The organism is Pseudomonas sp. LBUM1652, assembly GCF_059716105.1.
Genome location: NZ_CP166804.1, coordinates 2,137,228 through 2,155,022, shown reverse-complemented (window position 1 = coordinate 2,155,022; position 17,795 = coordinate 2,137,228). Strand labels below are relative to the sequence as shown.

Genomic DNA, 17,795 nt, shown 5'->3' with positions numbered 1-17,795 from the left:
CTACAAACCCCTAATACCTTTCCGACACGACGCTGACTCAGGCGTCCACCATCGCCATCGCCTCCTCGACATCCACGGCTACCAGTCGCGAACAACCCGGTTCATGCATCGTTACCCCCATCAACTGCTCGGCCATTTCCATGGCGATCTTGTTGTGGGTGATATAGATGAACTGCACGGTCTGCGACATCTCTTTAACCAATCGTGCGTAGCGTCCAACGTTAGCGTCATCCAGTGGTGCGTCAACTTCATCGAGCATGCAGAACGGCGCCGGATTCAATTTGAAGATGGCAAAAACCAGTGCCAGTGCAGTCAGGGCTTTTTCCCCGCCGGAGAGCAAATGGATGGTGCTGTTCTTCTTTCCTGGCGGCTGCGCCATGATCGTTACCCCTGTATCGAGTAGATCTTCGCCCGTCAGTTCCAAATACGCCCGTCCACCACCGAAAACTTTTGGAAAAAGTGCCTGTAAACCGCCATTGATCTGATCAAAGGTATCTTTGAAACGGTTTCGGGTTTCCTTGTCGATCTTGCGGATGACGTTTTCCAGCGTCTCCAGTGCTTCCACCAGATCGGCGTTCTGAGCATCCAGATAACGCTTACGCTCGGATTGTTGCGTGTATTCGTCGATGGCCGCGAGGTTGATCGCACCCAGGCGTTGAATCCGCGCATTGATCCGTTCGAGTTCTTCTTCGGCTTCACGTTCACTGGCCTGCGCCGTCAATGTTGCGAGCACGCCGTTGAGATCGTAGCCGTCTTCCAGCAGTTGATCCTGCAAAGCCTTGCGGCGCACGGTCAGGGCTTGCCATTCCATGCGTTGCTGTTCGAGCTGACCACGGATCAGTTGCGATTGCTGCTCGGCCTGAGTCCGGCGTTTTTCCGCGTCGCGCAGTTCGCGATCGGCATCTTCCAGGGCGATCTGCGCGGTCTTGAGTTCTTCGTCGACGGTCATGCGCTTGTCGAGCAGCTCTTCGAGTTTCAGGCGCAGCTCTTCCAGCGGTGCCTCGCCCTCCTCCAGATTGAGACTCAACTGTTCGCGCTTTTCAGTCAGACGTTCGGACTGCATTTCCAGACGCTCCAGCGCCTGGCGCGTGGAGTCGTGCTGCGCGCGCAACGAGCCGAGACGCACGGCCAACTGATGCGCGTGATCCTTGTGCTGCCGCGCTTCCTGACGCACGCGATCGAGGCGCTCGCGCAGGCTATCGCGCTGGGCCAGCAGCAACTCGCGCTGCTCGGTGTCCAGCGCCATGGCGTCGAGGGCTTCCTGCAATTGCATGCGCGCTTCGCCGATGTGTTCGTGCTCAAGTGCGCGCTGCTCGCCGAGCTCGACCAGCTCCTCATCGAGGCGAGTACGACGCAGCGTCAGTTGTTCGGCCTTGGCCTTGCCGGCGGACAACTGCGCTTTCAACTCGCCTTGCTGGCGGGCTTCGTCTTGCAGCAAACGACGCAAATGTTCGCGACCGTTTTCCTGCTGACGCTGTTGCGCACGCAGGGTTTGCAAACGGGTTTCCATGGCCTCGACCGTGGCTTCGCGCTCTTCGCGCTCAAGGTGCAGCGCTTCGATTTCCTGGCCACGAGCGAGCATGCCGCTCTCCGCTTCACTGGCGCGACGCACGCGCAGGAAATGCCGGCCGACCCAGTAACCATCACGACTGATCAAGCTCTGGCCGGCGCTCAACTGACCGCGCAAGGCCAGCGCCTGCTCCAGACTGTCGACCGGTTTGACCTGACCGAGCCATGGCGACAAATCGATCTGCGCCTCGACCTTGTCCAGCAAGCTGCCCGCCACTCGCACGCCGTCGGTGCCGGGGCTGAGCAGGCGCAAATCGCCCTGGGTGAAACCGGACAAATCGAAACCGCTGAAATCATCCACCAGCACCGCTTGCAGATCGGCGCCGAGCACGGTTTCCACCGCCAGCTCCCACCCCGCTTCCACCTTCAGGCCTTCGGCCAGACGCGGACGTTCAGCAAGGTTGTGTTCCTTCAGCCATTCGGCGGTACCGGTGCCCGGATCGAGCGCGGCTTGTTGCAAGGCTTCAAGCGATGCGAGGCGACCGTTGAGGCGCTGTAAATCGCCCTGCGCCTGTTGCTGCGCGGTCAACGCTTGCTGTAACTCCTGACGCAGTTGTTCGAGCTTTTCGACCTGCGCTTCTTCGCTGGTCTGCAAATCTTCAAGGGTCGCTTCGGACTCGGCGAGCTGCTCGTTGAGTTCCATGATCGCCGCGTCTTCCGGATCGGCCGAGAGCAACGCGCGCTCTTCGCCGAGTCGTTTCTGCCGATCAGCCAGGCGCTCCATGCTGGTTTCCAGCTGCTGGATGCGCGACTGCTGCACTTCGGCCTGACGACGCGGTTCGGCGGCGGTCAGGTTGAATGTGTCCCACTGCTCCTGCCAGCCATGCATGACGGATTCGGAATCTTCCAGCGCAGCGGCAGCTTCTTCGGCGGCGGCGCTGGTGATTTCCTGCTCGGGGGTGAGCATGTCCAGCTCTTCGCCAAGGGTCAGCAGCAAGGTGCGGTCGTGACCGAGGTGCGATTCGGTTTCCAGGCGCGCGCGCTCGGCTTCTTTCAGATCGTCCTGCAACTGACGCAAGCGTTGCTGGCCGTGCTGGATGCTCTGCTCGACCCGGGCGATGTCGCCGCCGACCGAATAGAAGCGCCCTTGCACCAGATTAAAGCGCTCCGACAGATCGTGGTGCCCGTCGCGCAGGCGCTCGATGGCCGCATCGGCGTTACGTTGCTCGGCGACCAGCGCTTCGAAACTGACTTCCTGAGTGCCGATGATCGACTCGCGCTGGCCGACCTGATCGTTCAGATCCTGCCAGCGCAGCGCCGACAATTGCGCCTTGAGCTGACGCTCTTCGGCTTTGAATTCCTGATACTTCTTCGCCGCCTCGGCCTGACGGTGCAAGCGTTCGAGTTGACGCTCAAGTTCGTCGCGCAGGTCGGTCAGACGGGCGAGGTTTTCGTGGGTGCGGCGGATACGGTTTTCGGTCTCGCGCCGGCGCTCCTTGTACTTGGAGATGCCCGCCGCTTCTTCGATGAAGTTACGCAGGTCTTCGGGCTTGGACTCGATCAGCTTGGAGATCATCCCCTGCTCGATGATCGAGTAGCTGCGCGGGCCGAGGCCGGTGCCGAGGAAGATGTCGGTGATGTCACGACGACGGCATTTGGTGCCGTTGAGGTAATAAGTGGTCTGGCTGTCGCGGGTGACTTTGCGGCGAATGGAAATCTCCGCGTAGGCCGCGTATTCGCCCAGCAGCGTTCCGTCGGAGTTGTCGAACACCAGTTCGATGCTCGCCTGACTCACCGGTTTGCGGCTGGTCGAGCCGTTGAAGATGACGTCGGTCATCGACTCGCCACGCAGGTTTTTCGCCGAACTTTCGCCCATCACCCAGCGCACGGCGTCGATGATGTTCGACTTGCCGCAACCGTTCGGCCCGACGACCGCCGCCATGTTACTGGGGAAGTTCACCGTGGTCGGGTCGACGAAGGATTTGAATCCCGCCAGTTTGATGCACTTGAGCCGCACGCTTAGGCAACCGTCAGGGCAGACACCACCAGATCGCAACTGCGCTGGGCGTAAGCCGTCAACACGATGCGGATCTGCGGCAAATCACGGGCAAGCACAGCGGCCAGCAGACGTTCGAACAGTTCGAGGAACTCGCTCATCTCGGCCTTGCGCTGTTCGAGGGCGAGGAAGTACGCGCGGCTCATGGCCGGTTGCAGGTTCTCGACGGTCTCTTGCAGGTACGGATTGTTGGCGAACGGATAGGCGGCGCGCATCACGGCGAAGCTGTCGTCGACAAACGCGCGGATGTCCTGACGCTCGTAGCTGGCGGTGAGGCGCTGCTGGATCTGCACGAACGGCGCCATGTCCGACTGCGTCTGCCAGCCATTGGCCACCGCGTTGCCGAGCAGGATGTACAGCTCGCTCATCAGCGTGCACAGGCTCTGCACCTTGTGCGCCGTCAGCTCAGTGACGTGCGCGCCACGGCGCGGCAGGATCGCGATCAGGTGGCGGCGTTCGAGGATCAGCAAGGCTTCGCGGACCGATCCGCGGCTGACATTCAATGCCAGCGTGACCTTCTGTTCCTGGATGCGCTCTCCCGGCTTCATTTCGCCACGAATGATGCGTTCGGCGAGGTGGTGAGCAATTTGCTCGGCGAGGCTGTCCGGCGCCTTGAACGTCATGGTTGTCCTTCAAACTCTATCGATCTGCACAAGCGGCGCAGTGTAGCGCAAATGCGCGGTCATGGCGGAGTGCCCACTCAGCGGTTTTTGGCACGATTCCCGCAACTTTCTATAGAAAAACAAACAAAAAACCAGGTGACTCAATGAGGGTCAATACTGAATAGACACGTTATTGATCGACGAAATGCATTTTCTTGACCTTTAAGTCAGAAAACCATTGACCGAAAAGTCAGAGCTGCTAAATTCGGCTCAAGTCGGTTAACAACAATAATGAGTCTGCGAGGCCTTCCGTGATCCAGTTTTTACTTAACCAGGAACTCCGTAGCGAGCACGCCCTGGACCCGAATCTGACTGTGCTCAATTACCTGCGCGAACACGTGGGCAAATCCGGTACCAAAGAAGGTTGCGCCAGCGGTGACTGCGGCGCCTGCACCGTGGTGGTCGGCGAGTTACAAACGGATGACGATGGTCGCGAACACATTCGCTATCGCAGCCTCAACTCGTGCCTGACGTTCGTTTCGTCGCTGCACGGCAAACAACTGATCAGCGTCGAAGATCTCAAGCACAAAGGCGAACTGCACAGCGTGCAGAAAGCCATGGTCGAGTGCCACGGCTCGCAGTGCGGGTTCTGCACCCCCGGTTTCGTCATGTCGCTGTTCGCCCTGCAAAAGAACAGCGATGCACCGGATCAGGCCAAAGCCCACGAAGCGCTGGCCGGCAACCTCTGCCGCTGCACCGGCTACCGGCCGATTCTGGCCGCTGCCGAACAATCGTGTTGCGGCAAACAGCCGGATCAGTTCGACGCCCGCGAAGCCGACACCATCGCCCGCCTCAAAGCCATTGCCCCGACCGATATCGGCGAACTCAACAGCGGTGACAAACGCTGCCTGGTGCCGCTGACCGTGGCCGATCTGGCTGACCTCTACGACGCTTACCCGCAAGCCCGGCTGCTGGCCGGCGGCACCGATCTGGCACTGGAAGTCACGCAGTTCCACCGCACCCTGCCGGTGATGATCTACGTCGGCAACGTCGCGGAAATGAAGCGCATCGACAGCTTCGACGACCGTATCGAAATTGGTGCCGCCACCGCCCTCTCCGACTGCTACGAAGCGCTGAACGCCGAGTATCCGGACTTCGGCGAACTGCTGCACCGTTTCGCCTCTCTGCAAATCCGCAACCAGGGCACCCTCGGCGGCAACATCGGCAACGCTTCGCCGATCGGTGACTCGCCACCGCTGCTGATCGCCCTCGGCGCACAAATCGTGCTGTGCAAGGGTGAAACCCGGCGCACGTTGAACCTTGAGGACTACTTCATCGATTACCGCGTCACCGCGCGTCAGGAAAGCGAGTTCATTGAGAAAATCATCGTCCCGCGTGCCAGCGCCGAGCAGCTGTTCCGCGCCTATAAAGTCTCGAAACGCCTGGATGACGACATCTCCGCCGTCTGCGCCGCGTTCAACCTGCGCATCGAAAACGGTGTGATCAGCGATGCCCGTGTCGCCTTCGGCGGCATGGCCGCGATTCCGAAACGCGCCGCCCATTGCGAAGCCGTTTTGCTCGGCCAGCCGTTCAACAACGCCGTGGTCGAACGCGCCTGCGCTGCACTGGCCGAAGACTTCACGCCGCTCTCGGACTTCCGCGCCAGCAAGGAATATCGCCTGCTCAGCGCGCAGAACCTGCTGCGCAAATACTTCATCGAACTGCAAACACCGCACATCGAGACTCGGGTGACCGCTTATGTCTAACCATCACGCCGTAGAGAAGACCCAGGCTGAACTGGCCGAGCTGTTCGCCCAGGACCTGACCACCGGTGTCGGCCGCAGCGTCAAGCACGACAGCGCCGCCAAGCACGTGTCCGGTGAAGCGCAGTACATCGATGACCGGCTCGAATTCCCGAATCAGTTGCACCTGTACGCACGCATGTCGGACCGCGCCCACGCGAAAATCATCAGCATCGACACCAAACCCTGCTACGCCTTCGACGGCGTGCGCATCGCCATCACCCACGAAGACGTGCCGGGCCTGAAAGACATCGGCCCGCTGATGCCCGGCGACCCGTTGCTGGCGATCGACGACGTGCAGTTCGTCGGTCAACCGGTGCTGGCCGTGGCGGCGAAAGATCTGGAAACCGCACGCAAAGCGGCGATGGCCGCGATCATCGAATACGAAGATCTCGAGCCGGTGCTGGACGTGGTCGAAGCCCTGCGCAAACGCCACTTCGTGCTCGACAGCCACACCCATCAACGTGGTGATTCAGCCGGTGCTTTGGCCACTGCCGAACACCGTATTCAAGGCACGCTGCACATCGGCGGTCAGGAACACTTTTACCTGGAGACGCAGATTTCCTCGGTGATGCCGACCGAAGACAGCGGCATGATCGTCTACTGCTCGACGCAGAACCCGACCGAAGTGCAGAAACTGGTCGCCGAAGTGCTCGACGTCTCGATGAACAAGATCGTTGTCGACATGCGCCGCATGGGCGGCGGTTTTGGTGGCAAGGAAACTCAGGCCGCCAGCCCGGCATGCCTGTGCGCGGTGGTCGCGCACCTCACCGGTCAGCCGACCAAGATGCGCCTTCCGCGCGTTGAAGACATGCTGATGACCGGCAAGCGTCACCCGTTCTACGTCGAGTACGACGTCGGTTTCGACAGCACCGGGCGCCTGCACGGGATCAACATGGACCTGGCCGGCAACTGCGGCTGCTCGCCGGACTTGTCCGCCTCGATCGTTGACCGGGCAATGTTCCACTCGGACAACTCGTACTACCTCGGCGACGCGACCATCAACGGTCATCGCTGCAAGACCAACACCGCCTCGAACACCGCTTACCGTGGTTTCGGTGGCCCGCAAGGGATGGTCGCGATTGAAGAAGTGATGGACGCAATTGCCCGTCATCTCAACCTCGACCCACTCGCCGTGCGCAAGGCCAACTACTACGGTAAGACCGAGCGCAACGTCACCCACTACTACCAGACCGTCGAGCACAACATGCTCGAAGAGATGACCGCCGAACTGGAAGAAAGCAGCCAGTACACCGAGCGCCGCGAAGCGATCCGCCGCTACAACGCCAACAGCCCGATCCTGAAAAAAGGCCTGGCGCTGACACCGGTGAAATTCGGCATTTCCTTCACCGCCAGCTTCTTGAACCAGGCCGGTGCACTGATCCACATCTACACCGACGGCAGCATTCACCTGAACCACGGCGGCACGGAGATGGGCCAGGGCCTCAACACCAAGGTCGCGCAGGTTGTGGCCGAAGTGTTCCAGGTCGAAATCGACCGCGTGCAGATCACCGCGACCAACACCGACAAGGTGCCGAACACCTCGCCGACGGCGGCGTCCAGCGGTGCTGACTTGAACGGTAAAGCGGCGCAGAACGCGGCGGAAATCATCAAGAAGCGTCTGGTCGAATTCGCTGCACGCCACTTCAAAGTCACTGAAGAAGACGTTGAATTCCACAACGGCCACGTGCGCGTTCGCGACCACATTCTGACCTTCGAAGCGCTGATCCAGCAGGCGTATTTCAATCAGGTCTCACTGTCGAGCACCGGGTTCTACAAAACCCCGAAAATCTATTACGACCGCAGCAAGGCCCGTGGCCGCCCGTTCTACTACTTCGCGTTTGGCGCGGCGTGCTGCGAAGTGATCGTCGACACCCTGACCGGCGAGTACAAGATGCTGCGCACCGACATCCTTCACGACGTCGGCGCCTCGCTGAACCCGTCCATCGATATCGGTCAGGTGGAAGGGGGGTTCGTCCAGGGCATGGGCTGGCTGACCATGGAAGAGCTGGTCTGGAACAACAAAGGCAAGCTGATGACCAACGGCCCGGCCAGCTACAAGATCCCGGCCGTGGCGGACATGCCGCTGGACCTGCGGGTGAAGCTGGTGGAAAACCGCAAGAACCCGGAAGACACGGTGTTCCATTCCAAGGCTGTCGGTGAGCCACCGTTCATGCTCGGGATTGCCGCGTGGTGTGCGATCAAGGACGCCGTGGCGAGCCTCGGCGACTACAAACATCAACCGAAAATCGACGCGCCAGCGACGCCGGAGCGGGTGTTGTGGGGGTGTGAGCAGATGCGCCAGTTGAAAGCGGTGAAAGCCGTCGAAGTCGAGTCAGAAGTAGTGGTTTGATCGTTCCCACGCTCTGCGTGGGAATGCAGCCCGCGACGCTCTGCGTCGCATCCTGAAAAGCGGACGCGGAGCGTTCAGAGATGCATTGCCACGCAGAGCGTGGGAATGCTCTTGGGAGGTGAATATGTACAACTGGATCGACGCCCTCGCCGACCTGCAGAACCAGGGCGAACCCTGTGTTCTGGTGACGATCATCGAAGAACTCGGCTCGACGCCACGCAACGCTGGCTCGAAAATGGTCGTCAGTGCCAGACAGATCTTCGACACCATCGGTGGCGGGCATCTGGAATACAAAGCCATGCAGATCGCCCGCGACATGCTCGCCAGCGGCAAGCAGGACACCCATCTGGAGCGCTTCAGCCTCGGCGCCAGCCTCGGCCAATGCTGTGGCGGCGCCACCGTGTTGCTGTTCGAACCGATGGGCCAGGTGCAGGCGCAGATTGCCGTGTTCGGCGCCGGCCACGTCGGTCGCGCGCTAGTGCCGCTGCTCGCCAGCCTGCCCTGCCGCGTGCGCTGGATCGATTCGCGGGAAGAGGAATTCCCCGAACAGATTCCCAAAGGCGTGCGTAAAATCGTCGCCGAAGAGCCTGTGGATGAAATCGATGACCTGCCCGCCGGCAGCTACTGCATCGTCATGACCCACAACCATCAGCTCGATCTGGAGCTGACCGCCGCGATCCTCAAGCGCAACGACTTCACCTGGTTCGGCCTGATCGGCTCGAAGACCAAACGCGCCAAGTTCGAACACCGTTTGCGTGACCGTGGTTTCGACGCCAGCGTCGTGCAACGCATGCGTTGCCCGATGGGCATCGGCGAAGTCAAAGGCAAACTGCCTGTGGAAATCGCCATCTCCATCGCCGGTGAAATCATCGCCACCTATAACGCCAATTTCGGCCAGCACACCGCCAGCGCCGAACCGATTGCCAAACTGCTACCTGTTTCGCGCCGCAGTGAAGCCACCAAACTCAAAGCCTCAAATTGATTAGAGAACCCTCATGCCTCTGACTCGCAAAGCCTACCGCGCCGCCATCCTGCACAGCATCGCCGATCCCGCCGAAGTCGGGATCGAAGCCTCCTACGAGTATTTCGAGGACGGCCTGCTGGTGGTCGATGACGGCAAGATCAGCGCCCTCGGCCACGCCAGCGAACTGCTGCCGACGCTGCCGGCGGACATCGAGATCAACCACTATCAAGATGCTCTGATCACCCCGGGCTTCATCGACACCCACATCCACCTGCCGCAAACCGGCATGGTCGGCGCGTATGGCGAGCAACTGCTCGATTGGCTGAACACCTACACCTTCCCGTGCGAAAGCCAGTTCGGCGACAAGGCGCATGCTGACGATGTCGCCGACATCTTCATCAAGGAATTGCTGCGCAACGGCACCACCACGGCGTTGGTGTTCGGCAGCGTGCACCCGCAGTCGGTGAACTCGTTCTTCGAGGCGGCCGAAAAACTTGATCTGCGGATGATCGCCGGCAAGGTCATGATGGATCGCAACGCCCCGGACTACCTGACCGACACCGCCGAATCCAGCTACGTCGAGAGCAAGGCGCTGATCGAGCGCTGGCACGGCAAGGGCCGCCTGCACTATGCGGTGACCCCGCGTTTCGCCCCGACCAGTACCCCGGAACAATTGACCCTCGCCGGGCAATTGCTGACCGAATACCCGGATCTGTACATGCAGACCCACATCAGCGAGAACCTCAAGGAAATCGAGTGGGTCAAGGAACTGTTCCCGGAGCGCAAGGGTTATCTGGACGTTTACGATCACTACAAGCTGCTCGGCGAGCGCTCGGTGTTCGCCCATGGCGTGCACCTGTGCGACGACGAATGCGCGCGTCTGGCGGAAACGGGCTCGGCAATCTCGTTCTGCCCGACGTCGAACCTCTTCCTCGGCAGCGGCTTGTTCAACCTGCCGATGGCCGAAAAGCATAAATTGAACGTCGGCCTCGGCACTGACGTCGGCGGCGGCACCAGTTTCTCGCTGCTGCAAACCCTGAACGAAGCTTACAAAGTGATGCAGTTGCAAGGTGCGCGCTTGAGTCCGTTCAAGTCGTTGTACCTGGCGACGCTGGGTGGAGCGCGGGCGCTGCGTCTGGAAGACAAGATCGGCAACCTGCAACCGGGTTCCGACGCTGACTTCCTGGTGCTGGATTACAACGCCACGCCATTGCTGAGCTATCGCTTGAAGCAGGCGAACAATATTGCCGAGACGTTGTTTGTGTTGATGACGCTGGGGGATGACCGCACGGTGCAGCAGACTTATGCGGCGGGTGCGCTGGTGCATCAGCGCTGAGTTTTCCCGAGACATAAAAAATCCCCCGGTGGTGTTCAGCCCCGGGGGATTTTTATTGCCTGTCAGTACGCCTTCGCGAGCAGGCTCGCTCCCACATTTGAAATGCATTCCGCTGTGGGAGCGAGCCTGCTCGCGAAGGGAGCGACTCGGTCTACTTTAGAGCTTGGCCGCAGGACGCCCCGGCTTCTTGGTCTGCAACAAATGCGAGAACACCGCATGCAGATCATCCGAAGCGCTTTCCTCGTCGAGGTTGAGCTTGCTGTCGATGTGATCCATGTGATGCATCATCAGGTCCACCGCCAGCTCACCGTTGCGCGCTTCGATCGCGTCGATCAACTGGGTGTGTTCGTCGTAGGAGCAATGCGAACGGTTGCCGCTTTCATACTGGGCGATGATCAGCGACGTCTGCGAGACCAGGCTGCGCTGGAAGCTGATCAGCGGGGCGTTCTTCGCCGCTTCGGCGAGTTTCAGGTGGAACTCACCCGACAAACGAATACCGGCGCCACGATCACCGCGCGAGAAGCTGTCGCGCTCGTCGTTGACCATCTGGCGCAGCTCGGCGATCTGTTCGGCGGTGGCATGTTGCACAGCCAGTTCAGTGATCGCACGCTCGACCAGACGACGGGCCATGAACACCTGACGCGCTTCTTCAACGCTCGGGCTTGCAACCACAGCGCCACGGTTCGGCCGCAACAACACGACGCCTTCATGGGCCAGACGCGACAGCGCGCGGCGAATGATGGTGCGGCTGACCCCGAAGATTTCCCCCAACGCTTCTTCGCTCAATTTTGTGCCGGGCGCCAGACGCTGTTCGAGGATGGCCTCGAAAATATGCGCGTAGACAATATCGTCCTGGGTTCCGCTGCGGCCGGCTTTGCCTGCTCGCGGTTGTTTCTTGAGGGGTTGCAACTGTTCGTTCATGGGCACTCGAGTCGGGAGAACTGCGGCGAATAGACCGTGACTGTAATACGGCACAGTAGGTCGCTGGCAAGTATCGCGTAAAAAACAGCGCGATTGTACACAATGGATGGTGGCAACACGACTGTATGGCTGTTTGTGACCACGGCTGTATTGCAACGATCCGTTACGATTGAGTTTAGGCTTGATCGCAGAATCCGCCTTTTGAACACAACTGCTCTTATGTAGGAGCTGCCGAAGGCTGCGATCTTTTGACTTTGACTTTAGAAGCAAGATCAAGAGATCGCAGCCTTCGGCAGCTCCTACAGGGTTTATGTTGTGGCAGACGTCTTTATCAGAACAAGGAACACCGCCGTCATGAACGACGCCACGCATACCCAACTGCGTCCCTTTTCCGACACCTCGCCCTCGGCCATCGTCGCCGGTTTTATTGCGATGATGACCGGCTACACCAGTTCGCTGGTGCTGATGTTTCAGGCCGGGCAAGCGGCGGGCCTGACCAGCGGGCAGATTTCCTCGTGGATCTGGGCGATCTCGATTGGCATGGCAGTGTGCTCGATCGGCCTGTCGCTGCGTTATCGCACGCCAATCACCATCGCCTGGTCCACCCCCGGCGCGGCGTTGTTGATCACCAGTCTGGGCGGCGTCAGTTACGGCGAGGCCATCGGCGCCTACATCACCTGCGCGGTGTTGGTGACGATTTGCGGGCTGACCGGCAGTTTCGAACGTCTGGTGAAAAAGATTCCGGCCTCACTGGCGGCCGCGCTGCTGGCGGGGATACTGTTCAAGATCGGCAGCGAAATCTTCGTCGCCGCGCAACACCGCACCGGCCTGGTGCTGGGGATGTTCTTCACGTATCTGCTGATCAAGCGTCTGTCGCCGCGCTATGCCGTGCTCGCCGCCCTGCTGATCGGCACCGCGCTGTCGGGCTTCATGGGCCTGCTGGATTTCAGCGGTTTTCATCTGGAAGTGGCGACACCGGTATGGACCACGCCGCACTTCTCGCTGGCGGCGACCATCAGCATCGGCATCCCTCTATTCGTGGTGGCGATGACTTCGCAGAACATGCCCGGCATCGCCGTCTTGCGCGCAGACGGCTATAACGTCCCGGCCTCGCCGCTGATCACCACCACGGGCATCGCCTCGTTGTTGCTGGCGCCGTTCGGCTCCCACGGGATCAACCTCGCCGCCATCAGCGCGGCGATCTGCACCGGCCCGCACGCCCATGAAGATCGCAACAAACGCTACACCGCAGCGGTGTGGTGCGGGATTTTCTACGGGATTGCCGGGGTGTTCGGCGCCACATTGGCGGCGTTGTTTGCCGCGCTGCCGAAAGAACTGGTGCTATCGATTGCTGCACTGGCGCTGTTCGGTTCGATCATCAACGGATTGAGCATTGCCATGACTGAGGTGAAGGAGCGTGAAGCGGCGCTGATTACCTTCATGGTCACGGCGTCGGGGCTGACGCTGTTTTCCATCGGTTCGGCGTTTTGGGGGATTGTTGCGGGGGTGTTGACGCTGGTGATTCTGAACTGGCGTAAAGCATAAAACGCCAGGCATAAAAAAACGGCGACCCTTAGGTCGCCGTTTTTTTCAGTATCACTTAGCCGCGTTGATCGGCTTTTCCGGATACCAAACGTCCAGCAGTGGGCTGACGGTCATACCGGTCAGCTCAGTGCGGTTTTTCAGCCAGGCTTCAACAGCAGCGCGCTGCTCTTCGTTGACCGAGCCACGCTTCTGCAGGCAAACCAGACCGAAGTCATCGCCGCCAACATAACCCAGACCGTTGGCTTCCATGGCTTCTTTGATGAATGCTTCGAGGAAAGCGTCAATGGCTTCTTCGGACAAGTCTTCTTTGAAGTCCAGGTTCAGTTCGAAACCCAGCTCTTGAAATTCATCAACGCACAGTTTTTTGCGCAGACGCTGGGAACGGTTAGTCGCCATTGGAACAATCCTCTTAAGTAATAACGGCCGGCACTTTACCAGTTTAAGACGTCAATTGCCCGCCTCTGTGGACGCTGAGGCCGACCGCCTGTAAAAAAATCACCGATTAGCCCACCCGCCGACGGCACAAGTGGTTACACCTTGGGGCATAATGCCGACACTTTCATGACCACTGAGGGCTTTTTCATCCATGTCCTCGTCTTTTTTCCCCTCTTCTGCAGGGTTTTATTTCATATGATCAAATCGTTGCGTCCTCTGTTGCTGGCCGGCCTTCTTCTTCCTTTGGCCCTGCCTGTTTCTGCTGCCACCCTCAATACCTCCCTCACCCCCAACGTCGAAAAAGCCCTCAAGGCCAGCAAGCTCCAGCCTTCTGCGCTGTCGCTGGTGATGGTGCCGCTCGACGGCCCGGGCACGGCGACCGTGTACAACGCTGACGTGTCGGTCAACCCGGCCTCGACCATGAAACTGGTCACCACTTACGCGGCGCTGGAAATGCTCGGCCCCAACCATCAGTGGAAAACCGAGTTTTACACCGACGGCGACCTGAGCGGCGGCATCCTCAACGGCAACCTCTACCTCAAGGGTGGCGGTGATCCGAAGCTGAACATGGAAAAACTCTGGCTGCTGATGCGTGACTTGCGCGCCAACGGCGTGACCCAGATCACCGGTGATCTGGTACTGGATCGCAACTTCTTCGTGCAGCCGCAGTTGCCGGAATTCAACGATGACGGCAATGACGAGAACAAGCCGTTCCTGGTCAAACCGGATTCGCTGCTGGTCAACCTCAAGGCCCTGCGCTTTGTGGCGCGCAATGACGGTGGCCGCGTGCTGATTTCGGTGGAGCCACCGATCGCCAGTATCCGCATTGAAAACACCGTCAAGGCCCTCAATTCCAAGCAATGCACCGGCGGCGTGCGCTACAACCCTGTGCCACAGGCTGATGGCAGCGTGACTGTCACCGTCGCCGGCCAGTTGGGCGAAGGCTGCAGCTCGCAGACGTACCTGTCGCTGCTTGACCACGCGACCTACACCGCTGGCGCCGTTCGCGCGATCTGGAAAGAACTGGGTGGCAGCATTCAGGGCAAGGATCGTCTGGCGTCGACCCCGAACAACGCCAAACTGCTGGCCCGCGCCTACTCGCCGGATCTGGCGGAAATCATCCGCGACATCAACAAATACAGTAACAACACCATGGCCCAGCAGCTGTTCCTGAGCCTGGGACAGAAATTTCGCAACGACGCCGACGGTGACGACGCCAAAGCAGCGCAACGCGTAGTGCGTCAGTGGCTGGCGAAGAAAGGCATTACCGCGCCGCACCTGGTGATGGAGAACGGCTCCGGCCTGTCCCGCGCTGAACGTGTCAGCGCCCGCGAAATGGCCGGCATGTTGCAAGCCGCTTGGCACAGCCCGTACTCCGCCGAATTTATCAGCTCGCTGCCGATTGCCGGCACCGACGGCACCATGCGCAAACGCCTGAAGACCACCGCGATGCGCGGTGAAGCTCACGTCAAGACCGGCACCCTGAACACCGTGCGAGCGATTGCCGGTTTCAGCCGTGACGTGAATGGCAATACCTGGGCGGTGGTGGCGATCCTCAACGACAAGGCACCGTTTGGTGCATCGTCAGTGCTGGATCAGGTGCTGCTGGATCTGTATCGCCAGCCGAAGACGGCGCAGACGGCTTCGGTCCTGTAATCCAAGTTCAAGCAACACCACAAAAACCTGTGGGAGCGAGCCTGCTCGCGAAGGCGTCAGGTCAGTCAATAAATGTGCTGACTGATACACCGCCTTCGCGAGCAGGCTCGCTCCCACATTGGTTTGGTGGCAGGGCTTAACCCATCTGCTCAACCCGATCCCGCCCGCCCTGCTTCGCCGCGTACACGCCCGAATCCGCCCGCAACAGCAGTGAATCCGCGCCTTCCCCCGGTCGCCAACTGGCGATGCCAAAACTCGCGGTGACCACGCCGACCACATCCACCGGCGCACTGCGTAGCCCTTGCCACAATTCCTGCGCCAGCATGTGCGCGTGTTCGCCGTCGATGTCCGGGCACAACACCATGAACTCTTCGCCACCCAATCGGCAGAACACATCGGTGCGCCGCAGCCGATGGCCAATACGCTCGCACACCGCCTGCAACACCCGGTCACCGACGGCATGGCCGTAATGATCGTTGATCCTTTTGAAATGATCGATGTCGAGCATGATCACCGACAGTTCGCCACCGCCGCGCTCGACCCGGGCCATTTCGGTGGTCAAGCGCTCCTGGAAATAGCGACGGTTATGAATGCCGGTCAGCGAGTCGGTTATCGACAGCGCGCGAAGCTCTTCCTCGACCCGCTTCAAGTCGGAAATGTCCGAGATGTAGCCGTGCCACAGCACACCGCCACCGGGCAGCTCTTCCGGCGTCGCCTCGCCGCGCACCCAGCGCAGACCGCGCTCGGGCAATTGCACGCGATATTCCTCGCGCCACGGGCTGAGGTTATCGGCCGATTCACGGATCGAAGTACGCACGCGGGTAATGTCCTGCGGGTGGATGCGAGAAAAGATCGCCTCGGCGTCGAGCAACAGTACGTCCGGTGCCAACTCGTAAATGTCGCGAATACCATCGCTGGCGTAAATCACGCTGAAACGCCCGCCGAACTCCATTTTGCATTGATAGATGCCGCCCGGAACGTGGGCGCTGAGCTTCTTTAGCAACAAGTCCCGCGCTGCCAGCGCCTCGTGCACACGCTTGCGTTCGGTGATGTCGATACAGATTGCCAGATGCCCGACCCACAGCCCCTGCTCGTCAATGACCGGGGTGGCGAGCATGTTCACCGGCAGATGACTGCCATCGCTGCGCACCAGCGTCCATTCGCGTGCCTCATGACCGCCGACTTCACCGCCCTCGACCAGCATCGCCTGGCAGGTCGGAATGCTCTTGCCGTAACGCGCGCTCAACTCCGCAGAACGCGCCGTCAGCTCGCGTGGCAAGTGCAGGTTTTCCAGGGTCATATGACCAACAACATCGACGCTTCTGTATCCGAGCAACTGTTCCGCGCCGGGATTGAAGGTGTTGATTACGCCGCGCAAATCGGTAGCAATGATTGCGACTTGCGTGGCGGCATTCAGCACCCCGCGTAATTGACCGTGAGTGCCGCGCAGTTCCTGTTCGCGCTCGTGCAGCTCCTGTGTGCGTAGCTCGACCAGACGCAAGGCACGTTGGCGCTGGCTGACCAGGACATAGAGCAGCGAGCTGAGCAGCAAACTGAGCAAACCACCCAGTATGACGACGCTGCTGACTGACGAGTGGTTAGCCTGCATAAAGGCATCGCTCGGCAGGATATCGACCTGATAGTCGTGATCGGCCATGCGCACCAGTCGCGTCGCCGACAAATCACTGGGGGCCGGCTCATTGATCGACTCGAACAGCACTTCATGTTGGTCATTAGTCGACAAGTCGAGGATGCGCACCGAAAGGTAGTCATGAAACGCTTCCGGTAAACCATCCGCCAGCAACTGGCGCATGCTGATCACCGCCATCACGTAACCGAACGGCTTTTTTTCGCCAGCGCGCGTCACTGGCGCGACCAGCAGCACACCACGCGCGTAAGACGCTTCGATACTGACTAGATGCATGGGTTGCGACACCGCCAGACTGCCCAGCTTGTCTGCGCGTTGCAGAGTGTCGCGGCGTAGCGGTTGCGCCAGCAAGTCATAACCCAGCGGCGAGCCCAGACGACTTTGCGTCTGGCTGTACAGCACCGACACGTATTCATCACGGTCGGCGGCCAGTTGCAGTTCGCCCTGCGCATTGAGTTCACGAATGGTGAAGTTGCTCAGCCCTTCCTCACGCACTCGCTGCTCGAACGCCGCGCGTTCGGCAGCGCTGACCCTCAGTGCGAACGAATAGGCCTGGGTGCGCAGCAATAGAGGTTGGGTGTAGCCGTCGAATTCGGCGCGAGAAACCGATTCAGAGTTGGCGAAGAAGCGGCGCAAGCCGTCCAGACGCTGTTCCTGGTCCTGAAAGCGCTCTTCGATGCGGCTGTAGCGTTCGTTGGCCAGCAATTGAAAGCGCTGACGCAATTGTTGCTGAAACTGATTGAGGGTGCCCCAGGCGAGCAGCCCCGTGAGAATCCCGCCGACGAGCAATACCAGCATCGCGACCAGCCAGGCCGAAACTTCTTCGCTGATAAAACCCAGTATCTTCGGGCGCACGGGGTGCAACGACATAAGGGCAACTCACTACGCCAGTGTTCCGGGAAAACCCCTTTGGCCGTGAGTTGAGTTATAGCTATTAGCCACTAATTTGGCTAGCTCGGAAAGAGTCC

General features: G+C 60.1%; 11 protein-coding genes. 6 read left to right on the top strand and 5 right to left on the bottom strand.

Annotated features, from left to right (window positions below):
• Nucleotides 1–37: 37 nt before the first annotated feature.
• Both smc and ACA069_RS09780 read right to left on the bottom strand, forming a co-directional pair.
• Nucleotides 38–3,526, bottom strand: coding sequence for a chromosome segregation protein SMC (smc, locus tag ACA069_RS09785; protein WP_497617234.1), 3,489 nt, complete (start codon nt 3,524–3,526; stop codon nt 38–40).
• 2 nt (nt 3,527–3,528) lie between these two features.
• Nucleotides 3,529–4,188 carry a GntR family transcriptional regulator gene (locus ACA069_RS09780; protein WP_489878663.1) on the bottom strand — a complete coding sequence of 220 codons (660 nt, stop codon included), beginning with the start codon at nt 4,186–4,188 and terminating at the stop codon, nt 3,529–3,531.
• Between the two features lie 290 nt (nt 4,189–4,478).
• On the opposite strand from ACA069_RS09780, the gene xdhA reads away from it, so the two are divergent.
• The 4 genes from xdhA (at nt 4,479) to guaD (ending at nt 10,622) form a co-directional block, all read left to right on the top strand.
• Nucleotides 4,479–5,933 (top strand): xanthine dehydrogenase small subunit, encoded by a 1,455-nt coding sequence (xdhA, locus tag ACA069_RS09775; RefSeq protein ID WP_187680665.1) that lies wholly within the window; start codon nt 4,479–4,481, stop codon nt 5,931–5,933.
• Complete coding sequence (gene xdhB / locus ACA069_RS09770; RefSeq protein WP_497617232.1) at nt 5,926–8,322, top strand: xanthine dehydrogenase molybdopterin binding subunit; 2,397 nt, start codon at nt 5,926–5,928, stop codon at nt 8,320–8,322. Before xdhA ends, xdhB begins: the two co-directional genes overlap by 8 nt.
• A 124-nt stretch (nt 8,323–8,446) precedes the next feature.
• Entirely contained in the window at nt 8,447–9,304 is an 858-nt protein-coding gene (gene xdhC, locus ACA069_RS09765) for a xanthine dehydrogenase accessory protein XdhC (RefSeq protein WP_187680663.1), read from the top strand.
• A gap of 13 nt (nt 9,305–9,317) precedes the next feature.
• The gene (guaD, locus tag ACA069_RS09760; RefSeq protein WP_401269675.1) at nt 9,318–10,622 is read left to right on the top strand and encodes a guanine deaminase; all 1,305 of its coding nucleotides are present in this window, start codon (nt 9,318–9,320) and stop codon (nt 10,620–10,622) included.
• A gap of 156 nt (nt 10,623–10,778) precedes the next feature.
• On the opposite strand, the gene ACA069_RS09755 is transcribed toward guaD, so the two are convergent.
• Nucleotides 10,779–11,543 (bottom strand): GntR family transcriptional regulator, encoded by a 765-nt coding sequence (locus tag ACA069_RS09755; protein WP_007961054.1) that lies wholly within the window; start codon nt 11,541–11,543, stop codon nt 10,779–10,781.
• A gap of 354 nt (nt 11,544–11,897) precedes the next feature.
• Between ACA069_RS09755 and ACA069_RS09750 the strand changes: the two genes are divergently transcribed.
• The gene (locus ACA069_RS09750) at nt 11,898–13,088 is read left to right on the top strand and encodes a benzoate/H(+) symporter BenE family transporter (protein WP_401269678.1); all 1,191 of its coding nucleotides are present in this window, start codon (nt 11,898–11,900) and stop codon (nt 13,086–13,088) included.
• Between the two features lie 51 nt (nt 13,089–13,139).
• On the opposite strand, the gene ACA069_RS09745 is transcribed toward ACA069_RS09750, so the two are convergent.
• Nucleotides 13,140–13,484: a YggL family protein gene (locus ACA069_RS09745; RefSeq protein ID WP_187680660.1), complete on the bottom strand. Its 345-nt coding sequence runs from the start codon at nt 13,482–13,484 to the stop codon at nt 13,140–13,142.
• Nucleotides 13,485–13,718: 234 nt separating this feature from the next.
• Between ACA069_RS09745 and dacB the strand changes: the two genes are divergently transcribed.
• Nucleotides 13,719–15,179, top strand: a complete 1,461-nt coding sequence (gene dacB / locus ACA069_RS09740; RefSeq protein ID WP_187680659.1) for a D-alanyl-D-alanine carboxypeptidase/D-alanyl-D-alanine endopeptidase — start codon at nt 13,719–13,721, stop codon at nt 15,177–15,179.
• A gap of 136 nt (nt 15,180–15,315) precedes the next feature.
• On the opposite strand, the gene ACA069_RS09735 is transcribed toward dacB, so the two are convergent.
• On the bottom strand, nt 15,316–17,697 hold the full coding sequence (locus ACA069_RS09735) for a sensor domain-containing diguanylate cyclase (RefSeq protein WP_497617230.1): 2,382 nt from the start codon (nt 17,695–17,697) through the stop codon (nt 15,316–15,318).
• Nucleotides 17,698–17,795: the final 98 nt, after the last annotated feature.